This is a genomic window from Escherichia sp. B1147, assembly GCF_001660175.1.
GTDB classification, from domain to species: Bacteria; Pseudomonadota; Gammaproteobacteria; order Enterobacterales; family Enterobacteriaceae; genus Escherichia; species Escherichia whittamii.
In genome coordinates, this window is sequence record NZ_LFHY01000015.1 from 17,637 (window position 1) to 39,005 (window position 21,369).

Annotated in this window: 18 protein-coding genes; 12 read left to right on the forward strand and 6 right to left on the reverse strand. The window is 52.0% G+C overall.

Annotation, left to right across the window (positions count from 1 at the left end):
* Window position 1: 1 nt before the first annotated feature.
* The 4 genes from accB to A9180_RS15050 form a co-directional block, all read right to left on the reverse strand.
* Window positions 2-472, reverse strand: a complete 471-nt coding sequence (accB, locus tag A9180_RS15035) for an acetyl-CoA carboxylase biotin carboxyl carrier protein (protein ID WP_000354618.1) — start codon at window positions 470-472, stop codon at window positions 2-4.
* Window positions 473-867: 395 nt separating this feature from the next.
* Window positions 868-1,467, reverse strand: coding sequence for a protein-methionine-sulfoxide reductase heme-binding subunit MsrQ (gene msrQ, locus A9180_RS15040; RefSeq protein WP_064529479.1), 600 nt, complete (start codon window positions 1,465-1,467; stop codon window positions 868-870).
* Window positions 1,468-2,472, reverse strand: a complete 1,005-nt coding sequence (gene msrP, locus A9180_RS15045; protein WP_064529480.1) for a protein-methionine-sulfoxide reductase catalytic subunit MsrP — start codon at window positions 2,470-2,472, stop codon at window positions 1,468-1,470. It abuts the gene before it with no gap.
* Window positions 2,473-2,569: 97 nt separating this feature from the next.
* Entirely contained in the window at window positions 2,570-3,544 is a 975-nt protein-coding gene (locus tag A9180_RS15050) for an MDR family oxidoreductase (protein WP_064529481.1), read from the reverse strand.
* Between the two features lie 151 nt (window positions 3,545-3,695).
* On the opposite strand from A9180_RS15050, the gene csrD reads away from it, so the two are divergent.
* The 8 genes from csrD to tldD all read left to right on the forward strand — a co-directional run bounded on the left by csrD (window position 3,696) and on the right by tldD (window position 16,140).
* A complete protein-coding gene (csrD, locus tag A9180_RS15055; protein ID WP_064529482.1) occupies window positions 3,696-5,636 on the forward strand; it encodes an RNase E specificity factor CsrD in 1,941 nt (646 codons plus the stop codon).
* Window positions 5,637-5,941: 305 nt separating this feature from the next.
* Complete coding sequence (gene mreB, locus A9180_RS15060; protein ID WP_000913396.1) at window positions 5,942-6,985, forward strand: rod shape-determining protein MreB; 1,044 nt, start codon at window positions 5,942-5,944, stop codon at window positions 6,983-6,985.
* Window positions 6,986-7,050: 65 nt separating this feature from the next.
* Window positions 7,051-8,121 (forward strand): rod shape-determining protein MreC, encoded by a 1,071-nt coding sequence (gene mreC / locus A9180_RS15065; protein WP_064529483.1) that lies wholly within the window; start codon window positions 7,051-7,053, stop codon window positions 8,119-8,121.
* Complete coding sequence (gene mreD / locus A9180_RS15070; protein WP_064529484.1) at window positions 8,121-8,609, forward strand: rod shape-determining protein MreD; 489 nt, start codon at window positions 8,121-8,123, stop codon at window positions 8,607-8,609. The genes mreC and mreD overlap by 1 nt, the downstream gene beginning before the upstream one ends.
* Window positions 8,610-8,617: 8 nt before the next feature.
* Window positions 8,618-9,211, forward strand: a complete 594-nt coding sequence (yhdE, locus tag A9180_RS15075; protein ID WP_064529485.1) for a nucleoside triphosphate pyrophosphatase YhdE — start codon at window positions 8,618-8,620, stop codon at window positions 9,209-9,211.
* The gene (gene rng / locus A9180_RS15080; RefSeq protein WP_064529486.1) at window positions 9,201-10,670 is read left to right on the forward strand and encodes a ribonuclease G; all 1,470 of its coding nucleotides are present in this window, start codon (window positions 9,201-9,203) and stop codon (window positions 10,668-10,670) included. Before yhdE ends, rng begins: the two co-directional genes overlap by 11 nt.
* 67 nt (window positions 10,671-10,737) lie before the next feature.
* Window positions 10,738-14,538 carry an AsmA2 domain-containing protein YhdP gene (gene yhdP, locus A9180_RS15085; protein WP_064529487.1) on the forward strand — a complete coding sequence of 1,267 codons (3,801 nt, stop codon included), beginning with the start codon at window positions 10,738-10,740 and terminating at the stop codon, window positions 14,536-14,538.
* Between the two features lie 156 nt (window positions 14,539-14,694).
* Entirely contained in the window at window positions 14,695-16,140 is a 1,446-nt protein-coding gene (gene tldD / locus A9180_RS15090; protein WP_064529488.1) for a metalloprotease TldD, read from the forward strand.
* A gap of 73 nt (window positions 16,141-16,213) precedes the next feature.
* Here the strand turns inward: tldD and aaeR are convergent, their stop codons facing one another.
* Window positions 16,214-17,143 carry an HTH-type transcriptional activator AaeR gene (aaeR, locus tag A9180_RS15095; protein ID WP_064529489.1) on the reverse strand — a complete coding sequence of 310 codons (930 nt, stop codon included), beginning with the start codon at window positions 17,141-17,143 and terminating at the stop codon, window positions 16,214-16,216.
* 182 nt (window positions 17,144-17,325) lie between these two features.
* Here aaeR and aaeX point away from each other — a divergent pair, with 182 nt between their 5' ends.
* The 4 genes from aaeX (at window position 17,326) to A9180_RS15115 (ending at window position 20,806) form a co-directional block, all read left to right on the forward strand.
* Window positions 17,326-17,529, forward strand: coding sequence for a p-hydroxybenzoic acid efflux pump operon protein AaeX (gene aaeX / locus A9180_RS15100; RefSeq protein WP_000051841.1), 204 nt, complete (start codon window positions 17,326-17,328; stop codon window positions 17,527-17,529).
* A 7-nt stretch (window positions 17,530-17,536) separates the two neighbouring features.
* Complete coding sequence (gene aaeA / locus A9180_RS15105) at window positions 17,537-18,469, forward strand: p-hydroxybenzoic acid efflux pump subunit AaeA (protein WP_064529490.1); 933 nt, start codon at window positions 17,537-17,539, stop codon at window positions 18,467-18,469.
* Window positions 18,470-18,474: 5 nt separating this feature from the next.
* Window positions 18,475-20,442: a p-hydroxybenzoic acid efflux pump subunit AaeB gene (gene aaeB / locus A9180_RS15110; protein ID WP_064529491.1), complete on the forward strand. Its 1,968-nt coding sequence runs from the start codon at window positions 18,475-18,477 to the stop codon at window positions 20,440-20,442.
* Between the two features lie 91 nt (window positions 20,443-20,533).
* Window positions 20,534-20,806, forward strand: a complete 273-nt coding sequence (locus A9180_RS15115; RefSeq protein ID WP_064529492.1) for a hypothetical protein — start codon at window positions 20,534-20,536, stop codon at window positions 20,804-20,806.
* Window positions 20,807-20,861: 55 nt separating this feature from the next.
* Here A9180_RS15115 and yhcN read toward each other — a convergent pair whose 3' ends face one another.
* The gene (yhcN, locus tag A9180_RS15120) at window positions 20,862-21,125 is read right to left on the reverse strand and encodes a peroxide/acid stress response protein YhcN (protein ID WP_064529493.1); all 264 of its coding nucleotides are present in this window, start codon (window positions 21,123-21,125) and stop codon (window positions 20,862-20,864) included.
* Window positions 21,126-21,369 lie beyond the last annotated feature (244 nt).

Consider the following 21,369-nt stretch of genomic DNA (forward strand, 5'->3'; position numbering starts at 1 on the left):
GTTACTCGATGACGACCAGCGGCTCGTCAAATTCTACCGGTTGTCCACTTTCGACCAGAATTGCTTTCACAGTACCGGATTTGTCTGCTTCGATCTGGTTCATCATTTTCATGGCTTCAACGATGCACAGGGTATCGCCCACGTTCACTTTCTGACCCACTTCGATGAACGCTTTCGCGTCCGGGCTTGGGGTGCGGTAGAAAGTACCAACCATTGGGGAACGTACGATGTGACCACTGATTTCCGCTGCTGCTGGCGCTTCCATGGAAGGAACGGTCGCCGGAGCGGCTGCGTTAGATTGAGCTGGCTGCTGCATCATTGGTGCAGCGTAAGCTTGTTGCATCATCGGGAAACTTGCGGCAGGTGCTGCACGGCTGATGCGTACTGACTCTTCGCCTTCAGAAATTTCCAGTTCAGAGATGCCTGATTCTTCAACCAGCTCGATCAGTTTTTTAATCTTACGAATATCCATGAGTGGGTTCCGTACTCTTTGTTTAGTGTGATTGTGACAGGCGTTTCACCGCCGTCTGTAAAGCGTATGCCCCGACAGCTGTATGCATAGCGGTAAATTTCAGCAGGCCGGGACGCCGGTCTATTTTGCCCCAGAGTGTCAATGTGATACTTGACGGACATTGTGCAGCGATCTGCTGCTATCCTCCGGCAAAAAACAAAATATACCTTCGTTGCGCCATTGTCACCTTTTCAGCAGCTTAAAAACTGCCTAAGGTAGAACGAGGTCGCACATTATAACGATTTCGTAGCAAATGGCAGCTAAATACTGGTCTTATCAGGGAAGATAATCAACAGCTAACATGTAAATAACTTTCAACGTCGCGTAATTTGCAATAAGCCGCACAGTTCACGTAATTAGCGCCTCCATTGACGGAACTTCTTATAACGTAAGGCTAAAAGCAGTAATGCCAGCCCGGCGTAGATGATCGGCTGCGGTGAGATAATCTTCACTGACCACAGATAATGTATGGGGGCCAGGATCGCGACAAGATAGACGAAGTTATGCAATTGTTGCCAGTGTTTGCCTAGTTTTCGCTGTATCGCTTGTGTGGAAGTGAATGCTAAAGCAAGCAAAATCAACCAACTGATAATACCCAGGGTTAAATAAGGCCGGGTGATTAATTCCTGACCTAATAACGCCAGGTTGTTCACGCCAAGTTCCAGCAATGCATAACTGGTTAAGTGCAGCGTCGCCCAGGCGAAACACCATAAACCTAACAGGCGGCGGGTGCGAATCAATAATGGCTGTTTAGCGTAGCGCGCCAGCGGAGTAATTAACAACGTCGCCAATAAAAATTTCAGCGCAGTCCGACCGGTAAAATGCTGAATATCTTTCACCGGGTCGGCACTTAACCCGCCATGATTGATTGCCCAAACCAGCCAGACAAACGGCAAAAATCCGGCAAGATGCAGGCAAATTTTCAGCCAGGTAATCTGTTTTGCAGTCAAACGCACTTAGAAGTTCTCCCGTAGATCCAGCCCGCGATATAGTGACGCTACTTCATCGGCGTAGCCGTTAAATAACAGTGTCGGCTGGCGTTGCACATCCAGGATGCCGCCTGAACCGATAAATCGCTCAGTGGCCTGCGACCAGCGAGGGTGATCAACATGCGGGTTGACGTTGGCGTAAAAGCCGTATTCGTTGGGGGCCGAAAGATTCCAGGTGGTTGGTGGGCGTTCACGGGTCAACTTTATACTCACTATCGACTTGATGCCTTTAAAGCCATATTTCCATGGCACAATCAGGCGTACCGGCGCGCCGTTTTGCGGCGGCAACGCCTTGCCATAGACGCCGACGGTCATCAGTGTGAGCGGATGCATTGCCTCGTCGAGACGTAATCCTTCTACATAGGGATATTTCAGACCGCCGCCGATAAACCTGTCCTGCTGGCCGGGCATTTGTTCCGGTGCATAAATTGTTTCGAAAGCGACGTACTTCGCGTTGCTGTTCGGCTCTGCCAGCGCCAACAATTTATGCAGCGGAAAACCAATCCACGGCACCACCATCGACCACGCTTCCACGCAGCGCATCCGGTAAATCCGCTCTTCTAACGGGAATCGACGGGTTAGCGCATCGTGGTCGAGGGTTAACGGTTTACTGACTTCACCACTGATTTTCAACGTCCACGGATCGGTTTTCAGGCTGCCAGCATTCGCTGCTGGATCCGCTTTATCCAGCCCAAACTCATAGAAATTGTTGTAGCCGGAAACTTTATTTTCCGGTGTCAGTGGCAGGTTATTTTGCCAGGCAGCAGGTTTGCTGAACTCCAGGGATTTTCCTGCAGGTGCGGGCGGGCGATCGTTCCCTTTGAACCAGCCAAGCAAATCCGCGTGGGCGGCGTTTGGTAAAGAGAGGGCGGCAGCGCTGATGCCTAATGCTTTCAGAACTTGCCGACGTTGCATAAAAAAAGCCGATTCAGCAGTGACATCGGCTTCTGTAAGTTGACGAATTTTTTTCATAACAGACTCCCGGTATGCTCATGATTACTATGGCAGGGAGAATGTCAAAGTGCTGCTAAAATTCGTTAACGATATGTAAATTATTTTATACTAACGCTTAGTTAATTTTTACCAGCGTACGGCCCTGGATCTGATTGTTAATAATGGCCTCGGCAAATTTTGGCGCATCAGCCAGGGAAATCTCTTTTGCAGCCTGTGAGTAGAATGATTCCGGTAAATCGGCAACCAGACGTTGCCAGGCTTGCGTACGGCGCTCTGCTGGGGTCATCACCGAATCCACGCCCTGCAAGCGAACGTTACGCAGGATAAACGGCATGACGGTGGTTGGCAGGGTAAAACCGCCAGCCAGACCACACGCTGCCACACAGCCGCCGTAGTTCATTTGCGCCAGCACTTTAGCCAGCACTTTGTCGCCCACGGTGTCAACAGCGCCGGCCCAAAGCTGTTTTTCCAGTGGGCGGGATTCAGCAAATTCATCACGCGGCAGAATTCGGCTGGCGCCTAAACTTTTCAGATACTCATGGGTGCTTTCGCGACCAGAAACGGCAACCACCTGATATCCCAGCTTATGCAACAGCGCCACGGCGGTGCTGCCGACGCCGCCACTAGCGCCCGTCACCACAATCTCGCCATCTTGCGGGCGAATACCGGCATCTTCCAGTGCCAGCACGCACAGCATGGCTGTAAACCCGGCAGTACCAATAATCATCGCTTTACGCGCATCCAGACCTTGCGGCATGGCAACCAACCAGTCGCCTTTCACGCGCGCTTGTTCTGCCAGTCCGCCCCAATGATTTTCACCAACACCCCAGCCCGTGAGTAACACTTCCTGACCAGTATGAAAACGGGGATCTTCGCTGGTGCGTACGGTTCCGGCGAAGTCGATGCCAGGAATCATCGGAAAATTGCGGATTATTTTTCCTTTACCGGTTATTGCCAGCGCATCTTTATAATTCAGGCTCGACCAGTGGATATCGACCGTTACATTGCCTTCCGGCAGGCGACTTGCGTCCAGAGTCTGTACAGATGCGAGGGTTTTGCCGTCCTGCTGTTCTAAAAGTAACGCCTGCATAAGAGGTCCTCATGTGCATGATGGATTGGAAAATAATTTCTGAAGACTATACTCGCTAATTGAAAAGCAAAGCCGATGAAGCGCAATAAATTGCGAGATAAATCTGATTTGCTAGTATGCCCGCTTCCTCACTATCGGAGTTAACACAAGGATGAGATTAACGACGAAATTTTCAGCCTTTGTCACGCTGCTCACTGGGCTAACGATCTTTGTGACTCTGATGGGCTGCTCGTTAAGTTTCTATAACGCGATTCAGTATAAGTTTAGTCATCGCGTTCAGGCGGTGGCGACGGCTATCGATACGCATCTGGTGTCGTCTGATTTCAGCTCGCTGAGGCCACAAATCAGTGAACTGATGATGTTGGCAGATATCGTTCGCGTGGACCTGTTGCATGATAACAAACAGGTTTATACCCTTTCCCGTCAGGGGAGTTACCGCCCTGTTGGCACCAGCGATCTGTTTCGCGAACTGACTGTTCCGTTAGTTAAACATCCGGGGATGTCGCTACGTCTGGTTTATCAGGACCCGATGGGAAACTATTTTCACTCGCTGATGACCACCGCGCCGCTCACTGGTGCAATTGGTTTTATCATTATTATGCTTTTCCTTGCAGTACGCTGGCTGCAGCGGCAACTTGCCGGGCAAGAACTACTGGAAACCCGCTCGGCGCGCATCTTAAACGGGGAGCGTGGGCCGAATGTGCTTGGCTCCATCTATGAATGGCCGCCAGGGACCAGCAGTGCGCTGGATATGCTGCTTTCAGAAATTCAGAATGCGCGAGAACAGCACAGCCGTCTTGATACGCTGATTCGCTCTTACGCCGCGCAGGACATCAAAACCGGCCTCAATAACCGTCTCTTTTTCGACAACCAGTTGGCTACCTTACTGGAAGATCAAGAGAAGGTAGGGACTCACGGGATCGTGATGATGATCCGTCTGCCTGATTTCAATATGTTGAGCGACACGTGGGGACACAGCCAGGCCGAAGAACAGCTCTTTGCTCTGACAAATCTACTGTCGACATTTATGATGCGCTATCCAGGCGCACTGCTGGCGCGCTATCACCGTAGCGATTTTGCCGCGCTGTTGCCGCACCGGACATTAAAAGAGGCGGAGAGCATTGCCGGGCAGTTGATCAAAGCGATTGATACCTTGCCGAGCAATAAAATGCTCGATCGTGAAGATATGATTCATATCGGCATCTGTGCCTGGCGTAGTGGCCAGGAAACAGAACAGGTGATGGAACATGCCGAATCCGCCACGCGTAATGCGGGATTACAGGGTGGTAATAGCTGGGCGATTTACGATGACTCATTACCAGAAAAAGGGCGCGGCAACGTTCGCTGGCGTACGCTAATCGAACAAATGTTGAGTCGTGGCGGTCCGCGGCTTTATCAAAAACCTGCGGTCACCCGGGAGGGGCAGGTTCATCATCGCGAAATTATGTGTCGCATCTTTGATGGTAATGAAGAGGTAAGCTCGGCGGAATATATGCCGATGGTGTTGCAGTTTGGTTTATCGGAAGAGTATGACCGCCTGCAAATCAGTCGTCTCATTCCGCTGTTACGCTATTGGCCGCAAGAAAATCTGGCGATTCAGGTGACCGTTGAGTCGTTGATCCGCCCGCGTTTCCAGCGTTGGCTGCGCGATACGTTGATGCAGTGTGAAAAATCGCAACGAAAACGCATAATTATTGAACTTGCAGAGGCTGATGTTGGTCAACATATCGGTCGCTTGCAACCTGTCATTCGTTTGGTGAATGCTTTAGGGGTTCGAGTCGCCGTTAACCAGGCTGGATTGACGCTGGTAAGTACCAGTTGGATCAAAGAACTTAATGTCGAATTACTCAAGCTTCATCCGGGGCTGGTAAGAAATATTGAGAAGCGAACGGAAAACCAATTGTTGGTTCAGAGCATGGTAGAAGCCTGTTCCGGGACCAACACCCAGGTTTACGCGACTGGCGTACGTTCGCGAAGCGAGTGGCAGACCCTGATTCAGCGCGGGGTTTTGGGTGGTCAGGGGGATTTTTTCGCGTCCTCACAGCCACTTGATACTAACGTGAAAAAATATTCACAAAGATACTCGGTTTAACCTGCCGTTTGATCCGTTTTCACGTAGAATAACGCGCGCTGCGTCTCGTGGGAGTGTGCTTATCTGCTCGCCAGATTGTTGCAGCACATATGCAGATGAATGACCTTACGCAGTTGCAAACAGGCGAGGAATGCTGTTGACGCATTTAGCCTTATCTGGACTCAGGCAGAGATTTGTAACAAAGGAAACGAACTGCACTAATTTTCACCGTAGCAGATGATTTTTGCGCCTTGTCGCTGCTGCGTGTGGTTGGTAAAGTAAGCGGATTTTCTTTTCCGCCCCAGCTTTCAGGATTATCCCTTAGTATGTTGAAAAAATTTCGTGGCATGTTTTCCAATGACTTGTCCATTGACTTGGGTACTGCGAATACCCTCATTTATGTAAAAGGACAAGGCATCGTATTGAATGAGCCTTCCGTTGTGGCCATTCGTCAGGATCGTGCCGGTTCACCAAAAAGCGTGGCTGCAGTTGGTCATGATGCGAAGCAGATGCTGGGCCGTACGCCGGGCAATATTGCTGCTATTCGCCCCATGAAAGATGGCGTAATCGCTGACTTCTTCGTGACTGAAAAAATGCTCCAGCACTTCATTAAGCAAGTGCACAGCAACAGCTTTATGCGCCCAAGCCCGCGCGTTCTGGTCTGTGTGCCGGTTGGCGCAACCCAGGTTGAACGCCGCGCAATCCGTGAATCCGCGCAGGGCGCAGGCGCCCGTGAAGTGTTCCTGATTGAAGAGCCGATGGCTGCGGCAATTGGCGCCGGTCTGCCGGTTTCTGAAGCGACTGGTTCCATGGTGGTTGATATCGGCGGTGGTACTACTGAAGTTGCCGTAATCTCGTTGAATGGCGTGGTTTACTCCTCTTCTGTACGCATCGGCGGCGACCGCTTTGACGAAGCCATTATCAACTATGTTCGTCGTAACTACGGTTCCTTGATCGGTGAAGCGACAGCAGAGCGTATTAAACACGAAATCGGTTCGGCTTATCCGGGCGATGAAGTGCGTGAAATTGAAGTTCGTGGTCGTAACCTGGCTGAAGGCGTTCCACGTGGCTTTACGCTGAACTCCAACGAAATTCTCGAAGCGCTGCAAGAGCCGCTGACCGGCATCGTTAGCGCAGTGATGGTTGCGCTGGAGCAGTGTCCGCCGGAACTGGCTTCCGACATTTCTGAGCGTGGAATGGTGCTCACTGGCGGTGGCGCATTGCTGCGTAACCTTGACCGTTTATTAATGGAAGAAACCGGCATTCCAGTCGTTGTTGCTGAAGATCCGCTGACCTGTGTGGCGCGCGGTGGCGGCAAGGCGCTGGAAATGATCGACATGCACGGCGGCGACCTGTTCAGCGAAGAGTAATCGGATGCAGGCAGGGGAAGCGTCTGTTCATCCTGCCTGGTCTGATACGAGAATACGCATAACTTATGAAGCCAATTTTTAGCCGTGGCCCGTCGCTACAGATTCGCCTTATTCTGGCGGTGCTGGTGGCGCTCGGCATTATTATTGCCGACAGCCGCCTGGGGACTTTCAGTCAAATCCGTACCTATATGGATACCGCTGTCAGTCCTTTCTACTTTATTTCCAATGCTCCTCGTGAATTGCTGGATGGCGTATCGCAGACGCTGGCCTCGCGTGACCAACTAGAACTTGAAAACCGGGCGTTACGTCAGGAGTTGCTGCTGAAAAACAGCGATCTGCTGATGTTGGGACAATATAAACAGGAGAACGCGCGCTTGCGTGAGCTTCTGGGTTCTCCGCTGCGTCAGGACGAGCAGAAGATGGTGACCCAGGTTATCTCCACTGTTAACGATCCGTACAGCGATCAGGTTGTTATCGACAAAGGCAGTGTCAACGGTGTTTACGAAGGCCAGCCAGTCATTAGCGATAAAGGTGTGGTCGGCCAGGTGGTGGCGGTCGCAAAAATGACCAGCCGCGTACTGCTGATCTGCGACGCGACCCATGCGCTGCCGATTCAGGTGCTGCGTAACGATATCCGCGTTATCGCGGCGGGTAATGGGTGTACGGATGATTTACAGCTTGAGCACTTGCCAGCGAATACTGATATTCGTGTTGGTGATGTACTGGTGACTTCAGGTCTGGGCGGTCGTTTCCCGGAAGGTTATCCGGTGGCGGTTGTCTCTTCCGTGAAACTCGATACCCAGCGCGCATATACCGTGATTCAGGCGCGTCCGACTGCGGGACTGCAACGTTTACGTTATCTGCTTCTGTTGTGGGGGGCGGATCGTAACGGGGCCAACCCGATGACGCCGGAAGAGGTGCATCGCGTTGCTAATGAACGCCTGATGCAAATGATGCCGCAGGTGTTGCCTTCGCCAGATGCAATGGGGCCAAAACTGCCTGAACCGGCAACGGGTATTACCCAGCCAGGCCCGCAGCAACCTGCAACGGGTACCGCCGCTGACCGCTCTCCACAAAGGGCTACGCCGCCGCAAAGTGGTACTCAACCACCTGCGCGTACGCCAGGAGGGCAATAGTGGCGAGTTATCGTAGCCAGGGGCGCTGGGTTATCTGGCTCTCTTTCCTCATTGCGTTATTACTGCAAATTATGCCCTGGCCGGATAATCTTATTGTTTTCCGGCCTAACTGGGTTTTGCTCATCTTATTGTATTGGAGCCTCGCCTTGCCCCATCGCGTAAATGTGGGCACAGGTTTTTTGATGGGTGCCATACTGGATCTGATCAGTGGCTCCACGCTCGGTGTACGGGCGTTGTCGATGAGTATCATTGCTTATCTGGTCGCGCTGAAATTCCAGCTTTTCCGTAATCTGGCATTGTGGCAGCAGGCGCTGGTCGTCATGTTGCTTTCGTTGGTTGTGGATATTATTGTTTTCTGGGCAGAGTTTTTAGTGATCAACGTCTCTTTCAGACCGGAAGTGTTCTGGAGTAGTGTAGTCAATGGCGTGCTCTGGCCGTGGATTTTCATGCTGATGCGCAAAACTCGTCAGCAGTTTGCAGTGCAATAAAGGTTTCTATGACTTCTCTGTATTTAGCTTCCGGTTCTCCGCGTCGGCAGGAGTTACTTGCGCAACTTGGCGTTTCCTTTGAACGTATCGTTACGGGCATTGAGGAGCAACGTTTTCCGCAGGAGAGCGCGCAGCAATACGTTGTGCGTCTGGCGCGCGAGAAAGCTCAGGCGGGCGTCGCGCAAGCCGCGCAGGATCTTCCGGTGCTGGGTGCAGATACCATCGTGATTCTGAACGGCGAAGTACTGGAGAAACCGCGCGATGCAGGTCATGCGGTACAGATGTTGCGCAAATTATCGGGGCAGACCCATCAGGTAATGACAGCTGTGGCGCTGGCCGACAGTCAGTACATTCTCGATTGTCTGGTGGTGACCGATGTGACTTTCAGAACGTTAACAGATGAAGATATCGCGGGCTATGTCGCCAGCGGTGAACCGTTAGATAAAGCAGGTGCATACGGTATTCAGGGGCTTGGTGGTTGTTTTGTCAGGAAGATAAATGGCAGCTATCACGCCGTAGTCGGCTTACCGCTGGTTGAAACGTGTGAATTATTGAGTAATTTTAACGCACTGCGTGAGAAAAGGGATAAACATGACGGCTGAATTGTTGGTAAACGTAACGCCTTCGGAAACACGAGTGGCGTATATTGATGGCGGTATTCTGCAGGAAATTCATATTGAACGTGAGGCGCGACGCGGAATAGTAGGCAATATCTACAAGGGTCGTGTAAGTCGCGTACTTCCGGGTATGCAGGCGGCTTTTGTAGATATTGGGCTGGATAAAGCTGCGTTTCTACACGCTTCTGACATCATGCCGCACACCGAATGTGTGGCGGGGGAAGAACAAAAGCAGTTCACGGTGCGCGACATCTCGGAACTGGTTCGGCAGGGGCAAGATCTGATGGTTCAGGTGGTGAAAGATCCGCTGGGTACTAAAGGCGCGCGCCTGACCACGGACATCACGCTGCCTTCCCGTTACCTGGTATTTATGCCAGGAGCGTCCCACGTAGGGGTTTCCCAACGCATCGAAAGTGAATCCGAACGTGATCGCCTGAAAAAAGTGGTCGCCGAGTATTGCGACGAGCAGGGCGGATTTATCATCCGTACTGCGGCAGAAGGCGTAGGCGAAGCTGAACTCGCCTCCGATGCCGCTTATCTGAAGCGTGTCTGGACCAAAGTTATGGAGCGTAAAAAGCGCCCACAGACGCGTTATCAACTGTACGGTGAACTGGCGCTGGCGCAGCGTGTGCTGCGTGATTTTGCCGATGCCGAGCTGGATCGCATTCGCGTTGACTCACGCCTGACTTACGAAGCATTACTTGAGTTCACTTCGGAATACATCCCCGAGATGACCAGCAAGCTGGAGCATTACACGGGGCGCCAGCCGATTTTCGATCTCTTTGATGTCGAAAACGAGATTCAGCGGGCGCTGGAACGCAAAGTTGAGTTGAAGTCTGGCGGTTATCTGATTATCGACCAGACCGAAGCGATGACCACCGTGGATATCAATACTGGGGCGTTTGTCGGTCATCGCAATCTGGACGACACCATCTTCAATACCAATATTGAGGCGACGCAGGCCATTGCTCGCCAGCTACGGTTGCGTAACCTGGGCGGGATTATCATTATTGATTTCATCGACATGAATAATGAAGATCACCGTCGTCGGGTACTGCATTCGCTGGAGCAGGCGTTGAGCAAAGACCGGGTGAAAACCAGCGTTAACGGCTTTTCGGCGCTGGGGCTGGTGGAAATGACGCGTAAACGCACCCGCGAAAGCATTGAACATGTACTGTGTAACGAATGCCCAACTTGCCACGGCCGCGGAACGGTGAAAACCGTGGAAACGGTATGCTATGAAATTATGCGTGAGATTGTTCGCGTACACCATGCTTACGACTCCGACCGTTTCCTGGTCTATGCTTCTCCAGCGGTTGCTGAAGCGTTGAAAGGCGAAGAGTCGCACTCGCTGGCAGAAGTAGAAATTTTTGTGGGTAAGCAGGTTAAAGTACAAATCGAACCGCTCTACAACCAGGAGCAGTTTGACGTCGTCATGATGTAAACAAATGCTGGGCCGCCATCCGGCAAAGGTTTTTTGAGTCACATTTTTAGCAGACAAGGAGTGACGGGTGAGGCGATTGCCGGGGATTTTACTGCTTACTGGAGCCGCGCTCGTTGTGATCACCGCGCTGCTGGTCAGCGGCCTGCGTATTGCTTTGCCGCACCTTGATGCCTGGCGTCCAGAAATCCTCAAGAAAATTGAATCCGCTACCGGCATGCCGGTGGAAGCCAGTCAGCTTTCCGCCAGCTGGCAGAATTTTGGCCCCACGCTTGAAGCTCACGACATTCGTGCGGAGCTGAAAGATGGTGGCGAGTTTTCCGTCAAGCGCTTCACTCTCGCGCTGGATGTCTGGCAGAGCCTGCTGCATATGCGCTGGCAGTTTCGCGATCTTACTTTCTGGCAATTACGTTTTCGCACCAATACGCCCATCACAAGTAGCGGCGGCAACGACAGCCTTGAAGCCAGCCGTATCAGCGATCTTTTTCTCCATCAATTCGATCACTTCGATCTCCGCGATAGTGAAGTCAGCTTTCTGACGCCATCCGGTCAACGCGCGGAACTGGCGATCCCACAACTCACCTGGCTTAATGACCCGCGTCGTCACCGCGCGGAAGGCCAGGTAAGTCTCTCCAGCCTGACCGGGCAGCACGGCGTGATGCAAGTTCGCATGGATTTGCGTGATGATGAAGGGTTGTTAAGTAACGGTCGCGTCTGGCTACAGGCTGATGATATTGACCTGAAGCCGTGGCTGGGCAAATGGATGCAGGACAACATTGCACTGGAAACGGCGCAATTCTCCCTTGAAGGCTGGATGACGATCGACAAAGGCGATGTGACCGGCGGCGACGTCTGGCTGAAACAGGGCGGTGCCAGCTGGTTGGGCGAGAAGCAAATGCATTCACTGTCGGTCGATAATCTCACCGCACACATTACGCGTGAACATCCTGGCTGGCAGTTTTCTATTCCCGATACCCGTATCACGATGGATGGCAAACGCTGGCCGAGTGGGGCATTGACGCTTGCCTGGATGCCGGAACAGGACGTTGGTGGAAAGAATAATACACGCAGTGATGAACTGCGGATCCGTGCCAGCAATCTGGAACTGGCGGGGCTGGAAGGCGTACGTCCGCTGGCAGTGAAGCTTTCTCCTGCGCTGGGAGACATCTGGCGGTCAACACAACCGCGCGGCAAAATTAACACGCTGGCGCTGGATATCCCGCTTCAGGCGGCTGAAAAGACCCGTTTTCAGGCATCGTGGAGCGATCTGGCCTGGAAACAATGGAAATTATTGCCAGGTGCGGAACACTTCTCCGGGACGCTTTCCGGTAGCGTCGAGAATGGTTTGCTTACCGTGTCGATGAAAAAGGCAAAGATGCCTTACGAAACCGTTTTCCGCGCACCGTTGGAAATTGCTGACGGTAAGGCGACCCTAAGCTGGCTGAATAATGACAAAGGTTTCCAGCTTGATGGCCGCAACATTGATGTTAAAGCCACAGCCGTCCATGCACGCGGTGGTTTCCGCTACCTGCAACCGGCTAATGATGAACCCTGGCTGGGCATTCTGGCTGGTATCAGTACCGATGATGGTTCACAGGCGTGGCGCTATTTCCCGGAAAATCTGATGGGGAAAGAGTTAGTCGATTACTTAAGTGGCGCAATTCAGGGCGGTGAAGCGGATAACGCGACGCTGGTTTATGGCGGCAATCCGCATCTTTTCCCCTACAAACACAACGAAGGTCAGTTTGAGGTGCTGGTGCCGCTGCGTAACGCGAAGTTTGCCTTCCAGCCAGACTGGCCAGCGTTAACTAATCTTGATATTGAACTGGACTTCATAAACGACGGTTTATGGATGAAAACCGATGGCGTCAATCTGGGCGGCGTGCGCGCGAGTAATCTCACCGCAGTGATCCCTGACTACTCGAAAGAAAAATTGCTGATTGATGCTGACATTAAAGGTCCGGGCAAAGCTGTTGGTCCTTACTTTGATGAGACGCCGCTGAAAGACTCTCTGGGGGCAACCCTGCAAGAACTCCAGCTCGACGGCGATGTGAATGCTCGCTTACATCTCGATATTCCACTGAACGGCGAACTGGTTACAGCGAAAGGCGACGTGACGCTGCGTAATAACAGTCTGTTTATCAAACCACTTGATAGCACACTGAAAAATTTGAGCGGCAAATTCAGCTTTATCAATGGCGATCTGCAAAGCGAACCACTGACAGCAAGCTGGTTTAATCAGCCACTGAACGTAGATTTTTCTACCAAAGAAGGGGCAAAAGCCTACCAGGTTGCGGTGAATCTCAACGGTAACTGGCAACCGGCGAAAACCGGCGTTCTGCCTGAAGCGGTGAACGAAGCGTTAAGCGGCAGCGTGGCCTGGGATGGTAAAGTGGGCATTGAACTGCCTTATCATGCTGGCGCAACGTATAACGTAGAACTAAACGGTGATCTGAAGAATGTGAGTAGTCACTTACCTTCGCCGTTAGCCAAACCCGCTGGCGAACCGCTGCCGGTTAACATTAAGGTCGATGGCAACCTCAATAGCTTTGAATTAACCGGACAGGCTGGCGCGGATAACCATTTCAACAGCCGCTGGTTGCTCGGTCAAAAGCTGACGCTCGATCGCGCTATCTGGGCGGCAGACAGTAAAACGCTTCCACCGTTACCGGAACAAAGTGGTGTTGAGTTAAATATGCCACCGATGGATGGTGCCGAGTGGCTGGCACTTTTCCAGAAAGGCGCGACGAATAAAGTCGGTAGTGCGGTGAGTTTTCCCCAGCACATTACGTTGCGTACGCCAGCGTTGTCGTTGGGAAATCAGCAATGGAATAACCTGAGTATTGTTTCGCAACCGATGGCAAATGGCACTCAGATCGAGGCGCAAGGACGTGAAATCAACGCTACGCTGGCAATGCGCAATAACGCGCCGTGGCTGGCGACTATTAAATATCTCTATTACAACCCCAGCGTGGCGAAAACCAGTGGTGACTCCACGCCGTCGTCACCTTTCCCGACAACGGAGCACATTAGCTTCCGTGGCTGGCCGGATGCGCAAATACGTTGCGCAGAATGTTGGTTCTGGGGGCAAAAACTCGGTCGCATCGACAGCGATATCACCATTTCTGGCGATACATTAACGCTGGCTAACGGGCTTATTGATACCGGCTTTTCACGGCTTTCTGCCGATGGCGAGTGGGTCAACAATCCGGGTAACGAACGCACCTCGCTGAAAGGAAAACTACGCGGGCAGAAAATTGATGCCGCTGCTGAATTTTTTGGTGTCACGACGCCAATACGCCAGTCGTCATTTAATGTGGATTACGATTTACACTGGCGTAAAGCACCGTGGCAGCCGGATGAGGCAACGTTGAATGGCATCATCCATACTCAACTGGGCAAAGGTGAAATTACCGACATCAGCACCGGACACGCCGGGCAATTGCTGCGCTTATTGAGCGTCGATGCTCTGATGCGTAAGCTGCGCTTTGATTTCAGGGATACCTTTGGCCAAGGTTTCTATTTTGACTCCATCCGTAGCACGGCGTGGATTAAAGACGGTGTTATGCACACTGACGACACGCTGGTGGATGGCCTGGAAGCGGATATCGCCATGAAAGGGTCGGTGAATCTGGTACGTCGCGATCTGAATATGGAGGCGGTTGTCGCACCAGAAATTTCTGCAACGGTGGGTGTGGCAGCGGCCTTTGCGGTTAACCCCATTGTTGGCGCGGCAGTGTTTGCCGCCAGTAAAGTGCTGGGGCCGCTGTGGAGCAAAGTCTCCATTTTGCGCTATCACATTTCGGGTCCGCTGGACGATCCGCAAATCAACGAAGTATTGCGCCAACCGCGTAAAGAAAAAGCGCAATGATTTGACGATGGCGCGTAATTGCCCCAATCTCATAAGATAATCGTTGCCATAAGGCCAACGAGCCGGAACATAACCGTAGGCCGGATAAGGCGTTCACGCCGCATCCGGCAGCCGTAAAAAATCCTCTACCGCAGTAACTAACGAGTAGCAAAAACGATGAGTCTGAACCTGGTAAGTGAACAATTGCTAGCGGCGAACGGCCTGAAACATCAGGACTTGTTCGCGATCCTCGGTCAACTGACCGAACGTCGCCTTGATTATGGCGATCTCTATTTTCAGTCGAGCTATCACGAATCCTGGGTTTTAGAAGACCGCATTATCAAAGATGGTTCTTACAACATCGATCAGGGCGTTGGCGTGCGTGCAATCAGCGGTGAAAAAACCGGTTTTGCTTACGCTGACCAAATCAGCCTGTTGGCGCTGGAACAGAGCGCACAAGCGGCGCGTACCATTGTCCGTGACAGTGGCGATGGCAAAGTACAGACGCTGGGCGCGGTAGAGCATAGCCCGCTGTATACCTCGCTTGATCCGCTGCAAAGCATGAGTCGCGAGGATAAACTGGATATTTTACGCCGGGTCGATAAAGTTGCCCGCGAAGCCGACAAGCGCGTACAGGAAGTGACTGCCAGCCTCAGTGGCGTCTATGAATTAATTTTGGTTGCAGCGACTGACGGCACCCTGGCGGCAGATGTGCGCCCACTGGTGCGCCTTTCCGTGAGCGTTCTGGTCGAAGAAGACGGTAAACGCGAACGCGGTGCCAGTGGCGGCGGCGGTCGTTTTGGTTATGAGTTCTTCCTTGCCGATCTCGACGGTGAAGTCCGTGCGGATGCATGGGCGAAAGAAGCCGTGCGCATGGCGCTGGTCAACCTTTCTGCCGTTGCTGCACCTGCGGGCACCATGCCGGTGGTTCTCGGCGCAGGCTGGCCAGGTGTGCTGTTGCATGAAGCGGTGGGCCACGGTCTGGAAGGCGACTTTAACCGCCGTGGCACTTCGGTCTTCAGTGGCCAGGTCGGCGAACTGGTCGCATCTGAACTGTGTACGGTAGTGGATGATGGCACGATGGTTGATCGCCGTGGTTCAGTGGCGATTGATGACGAAGGTACGCCAGGCCAGTACAACGTGCTGATTGAGAACGGGATCCTGAAAGGCTACATGCAGGATAAACTCAACGCGCGCTTAATGGGGATGACGCCGACTGGTAATGGTCGTCGTGAATCCTACGCTCACCTGCCCATGCCGCGTATGACCAACACCTATATGTTGCCGGGTAAATCGACGCCGCAGGAAATCATTGAATCCGTTGAGTATGGCATCTATGCGCCGAACTTCGGCGGCGGACAGGTGGATATCACCTCCGGCAAATTTGTCTTCTCCACCTCAGAAGCGTATCTGATTGAAAACGGTAAAGTAACGAAGCCGGTGAAAGGTGCAACGTTGATTGGTTCCGGTATCGAAACCATGCAGCAGATTTCGATGGTGGGCAACGATCTGAAACTGGATAACGGCGTGGGTGTTTGCGGTAAAGAAGGGCAGAGTTTGCCAGTTGGCGTGGGTCAGCCGACGCTGAAAGTTGATAACCTGACCGTTGGCGGTACCGCGTAATCTATCCAGGCCGATAAGCGTTGCATCAGGCATTGGTTGCCGGATGCGGTGCTTACCGGCCTACGCACATGAATTAATGCTCTTTCCCGCGCCCGTGCATCTCCTGAAACAACTTGCTGACCTCGACAAAATAATCCGTCAGTGAGTTGATCACGACCTGCACCTTCAGTGGCAGCTTATCTTTTTCGGTATACAAGGCATAAACCGGGCGTGGATCCGACTGATAACGCGGCAGCAGGATTTCCAGCTCCCCACGATTGATCTCATTGATCACCCACATCAGCGGCACATACGCGATCCCGGCGCCTGCCGTTAACCAGCGCACCAGCGTCATCGGATCGTTAGTAACAAACCGTCCCTGCGGGATAAGGCGAGTCGAGATCCCTTCTGGCGCGATCAGTTCAAATTCATTGTCCGGACGCACGCTGTATTCCAGCCACGAATGACTACTTAAGTCGGCGGGTTTTTCCGGTACGCCATACTGAGTGAGATAGCTTTTAGCAGCGCACACCACCATCGGCATCGCCCCCAGACGGCGGGAAAACAGGCTGGAATCCTGCAACGCCCCGACGCGGATCACCACATCCAGACCGTCGGCAATCAGGTCGGGTGCTGGAATTCCGGTAACCAGATTGACGCTTAAACCTGGGTACTCTTTCAACATTTTTGCCGTCAGCCCGGCGAGAACATTTTGAGCCATAGTTGAAGAACAGCCAATGCGCAGCGTCCCGATAGGCGTGTTATTGAAGGCGTACAACTGCTCATGAACATCCCGCACTTCATGGAGCATCCGACGACAGCCCTGGTAGTAAATTCTACCGGCTTCGGTCAGGCCAATGCTGCGTGTGCTGCGGTTTAACAGCTTTACCTGCAACTCATCTTCCAGTTTTGACACCGTCTGACTGATGGATGAAACGCTCATTTGAAGCTGTCTGGCGGCGGCGGTAAACGAACCAAATTCAACCACTTTGGCGAAAACCGACATGCGTTTTAGTCGTTCCATTATTCACTCTGACTTAAAAGTGATTTAGATCACATAATATAGATAACAGCATAACAGTTACGCTAATATATTAAATATCAATCTACAGCAATGTTGCTCTCGCCCGGCTTTCCATGCCCTTCTCTGCGGCGACAGATGCTGAAAATAACAACACCTGCTCTCTCTATACAACCAAGGTCAACATGAGTCTGTTTCCCGTTATCGTGGTGTTTGGGCTGTCCTTCCCACCGATATTTTTCGAATTGCTTTTATCACTGGCGATTTTCTGGCTGGTGCGCCGGGTCCTTGTGCCAACAGGTATCTACGATTTTGTCTGGCATCCGGCGCTGTTCAACACCGCGCTCTATTGCTGTTTGTTTTATTTGATATCGCGACTGTTCGTTTGAGGTTGAAGTGAAAACACTTATAAGAAAATTCTCCCGTACGGCCATCACGGTCGTATTAGTCATTCTGGCCTTCATCGCAATTTTTAATGCCTGGGTCTATTACACTGAATCCCCGTGGACGCGTGACGCACGCTTTAGCGCCGACGTCGTCGCGATCGCGCCTGACGTTTCTGGACTCATTACCCAGGTGAATGTTCATGATAATCAGCTGGTGAAAAAAGGACAGGTACTGTTCACCATCGACCAGCCGCGCTATCAAAAGGCCCTCGAAGAAGCGGAAGCCGATGTTGCCTATTATCAGGTGCTGGCACAGGAAAAACGCCAGGAGGCTGGACGTCGCAACCGTCTCGGCATACAGGCGATGTCACGTGAAGAGATTGACCAGGCCAATAACGTGCTGCAAACGGTTTTGCATCAGTTAGCGAAAGCTCAGGCAACCCGCGATCTGGCAAAACTGGATCTTGAACGTACAGTGATCCGCGCGCCAGCGGATGGCTGGGTGACCAATCTCAACGTCTATACCGGTGAATTTATTACGCGTGGTTCAACGGCTGTCGCGCTGGTGAAACAGAACTCCTTCTATGTGCTGGCCTATATGGAAGAAACTAAGCTGGAAGGAGTACGTTCCGGGTATCGCGCAGAAATCACGCCGCTTGGCAGCAACACCGTTCTGAAAGGGACTGTCGATAGCATCGCCGCTGGGGTAACAAACGCCAGCAGCACGCGTGATGATAAAGGTATGGCGACCATCGATTCCAACCTTGAATGGGTGCGCCTGGCGCAACGTGTGCCGGTACGTATTCGCCTCGACAACCAGCAAGACAATATCTGGCCTGCGGGGACTACCGCCACCGTGGTCGTCACTGGCAAACAAGATCGCGACGAAAGCCAGGATTCATTCTTCCGTAAAATGGCCCATCGCCTGCGTGAGTTTGGTTAATCACGATGGGTATTTTCTCCATTGCTAACCAACATATTCGCTTCGCGGTAAAACTGGCGACCGCCATTGTGCTGGCGCTGTTTGTTGGCTTTCATTTTCAGCTTGAAACACCACGCTGGGCTGTACTGACTGCGGCGATTGTTGCCGCTGGTCCGGCCTTTGCCGCCGGTGGCGAACCGTACTCTGGTGCCATCCGCTATCGCGGCTTTTTGCGCATCATCGGCACATTTATAGGCTGTATTGCCGGACTGGTGATCATTATTGCGATGATCCGTGCGCCATTGTTGATGATTCTGGTGTGCTGTATCTGGGCTGGTTTTTGTACCTGGATCTCCTCGCTGGTACGTGTAGAGAACTCCTATGCGTGGGGGCTTGCCGGTTATACTGCGCTGATCATTGTGATCACTATTCAGCCAGAACCGCTGCTAACGCCGCAGTTTGCCGTTGAACGTTGTAGTGAAATCGTCATTGGTATTGTGTGTGCTATTGTGGCGGATCTGCTCTTTTCTCCACGATCGATCAAACAAGAAGTGGATCGAGAGCTGGAAAGTTTGCTGGTGGCGCAATATCAACTAATGCAATTGTGCATCAAACATGGTGATGGCGAGATTGTTGATAAGGCCTGGGGCGACCTGGTTCGCCGCACCACGGCGCTGCAAGGGATGCGCAGTAACCTGAATATGGAATCTTCCCGCTGGGCGCGCGCCAATCGGCGTTTAAAAGCGATCAATACGTTGTCGCTGACGCTGATAACCCAGTCCTGCGAAACTTATCTCATTCAGAACACACGCCCGGAGTTGATCACCGATACCTTCCGCGAATTTTTTGACACGCCGGTAGAAACAGCACAGGACGTCCATAAGCAGCTAAAACGCCTGCGACGAGTGATTGCCTGGACCGGGGAACGCGAAACACCCATTACTATTTATAGCTGGGTAGCGGCGGCAACGCGTTATCAGTTGCTCAAGCGAGGCGTTATCAGTAACACAAAAATCAACGCGACCGAAGAAGAGATCCTGCAAGGCGAGCCGGAAGTAAAAGTAGAATCCGCCGAGCGTCATCATGCGATGGTCAACTTCTGGCGAACCACGCTGTCCTGCATGCTGGGTACTTTGTTCTGGCTGTGGACCGGATGGACCTCCGGCAGTGGCGCAATGGTGATGATTGCCGTCGTAACATCGTTGGCAATGCGTTTACCTAATCCACGCATGGTGGCGATCGACTTTATCTATGGCACGGTAGCGGCGCTACCGTTAGGGCTGCTCTATTTTTTGGTGATTATCCCCAATACCCAACAGAGTATGTTGCTGCTGTGCCTTAGCCTGGCGGTGTTGGGATTCTTCCTTGGTATTGAAGTGCAGAAACGGCGGTTGGGATCGATGGGGGCGCTGGCCAGTACCATTAATATTATCGTGTTGGATAACCCGATGACCTTTCAGTTCAGTCAGTTTCTCGATAGTGCGCTGGGGCAAATTGTGGGCTGTGTGCTGGCGTTCATCGTCATTCTGCTGGTGCGGGATAAATCGCGCGACAGGACCGGGCGCGTGCTGCTTAATCAGTTTGTTTCTGCCGCTGTTTCCGCGATGACCACCAATGTCGCCCGGCGTAAAGAGAACCATCTGCCTGCGCTTTATCAGCAGTTGTTTTTGCTGATGAATAAATTTCCCGGCGATTTGCCGAAGTTTCGCCTGGCGTTAACGATGATTATCGCTCACCAGCGATTGCGTGATGCGCCGATACCCGTGAATGATGATTTATCGGCATTTCACCGACAAATGCGCCGCACAGCGGACCATGTGATTTCTGTCCGCAGCGATGACAAACGCCGTCGCTACTTCGGTCAGTTGCTGGAAGAACTGGAAATCTACCAGGAAAAGCTACGCATCTGGCAAGCGCCGCCGCAGGTCACGGAACCGGTGCATCGGCTTACGGGCATGCTCCATAAGTATCAGCATGCGTTGACCGATAGTTAAGTCAAAACCGACGCCAAAAGCGTCGGTTTTTTCATGGCTATACTTAGCGATGATCGGCAGAACTTTCCGCGAAACGTGACGGTGGCAAGAGATGAATATCTATAGTTTTGATTTTGATGAGATTGAGAGTCAGGAGGACTTTTATCGCGACTTTAGGCACACCTTTGGTCTGGATAAAGATAAGGTGCGCGACCTCGACTCTTTGTGGGACGTATTAATGAATGATGTTCTGCCGCTACCGCTGGAGATTGAATTTGTTCATTTGGGGGAGAAAACGCGTCGGCGTTTTGGCGCGTTAATACTGCTGTTTGATGAGGCGGAGGAAGAGCTGGAAGGGCATTTGCGTTTTAATGTTCGTCACTAGCGCAAAAAAAGCCCCCGAACCGGGGGGCAATATCGTCGGACAAGACGATGAGGGTTTATTTGTACAGTTCAGCTGTGGCGTGCCAGGTATCGCCGCTACGCGCTTCGGTAATCTGGTAAGCAGTCGCGCCTTTCTCTTCCGCTTTTTTATTCAGCATTTCACGCATATCCATTGGAGAAGATGCTACACCGCTGACGGACACGGTGCCGATGGCTTCACGATTTTGTGCTTGAGAAGCATCAATGGAGTCGGCAGCGAAAGCACCGAAAGAGAGAACAGAGAGCACACTTAATGCAGCAACAGTGGTTTTGATTTTCATGATTTTTACCTCGACATAATCTTTTAGCTGGGTCTTTGTTTCGTGACCCGCATCACAGAATTAAGTATACACTAATTATCGAGCTAATTAATACCTGGCTAACTGTTTGGTGTGGATACTAAGTGTTAAAAAATATTATTTTTATAACTTAAAAGAATTAAAAAAAAGTACCATTCTTTATGGAAAAGTGTTTTGTATCAATTGGATATGAGTTTTTTGCGGAGTATGCGTTATTTGCTCTATA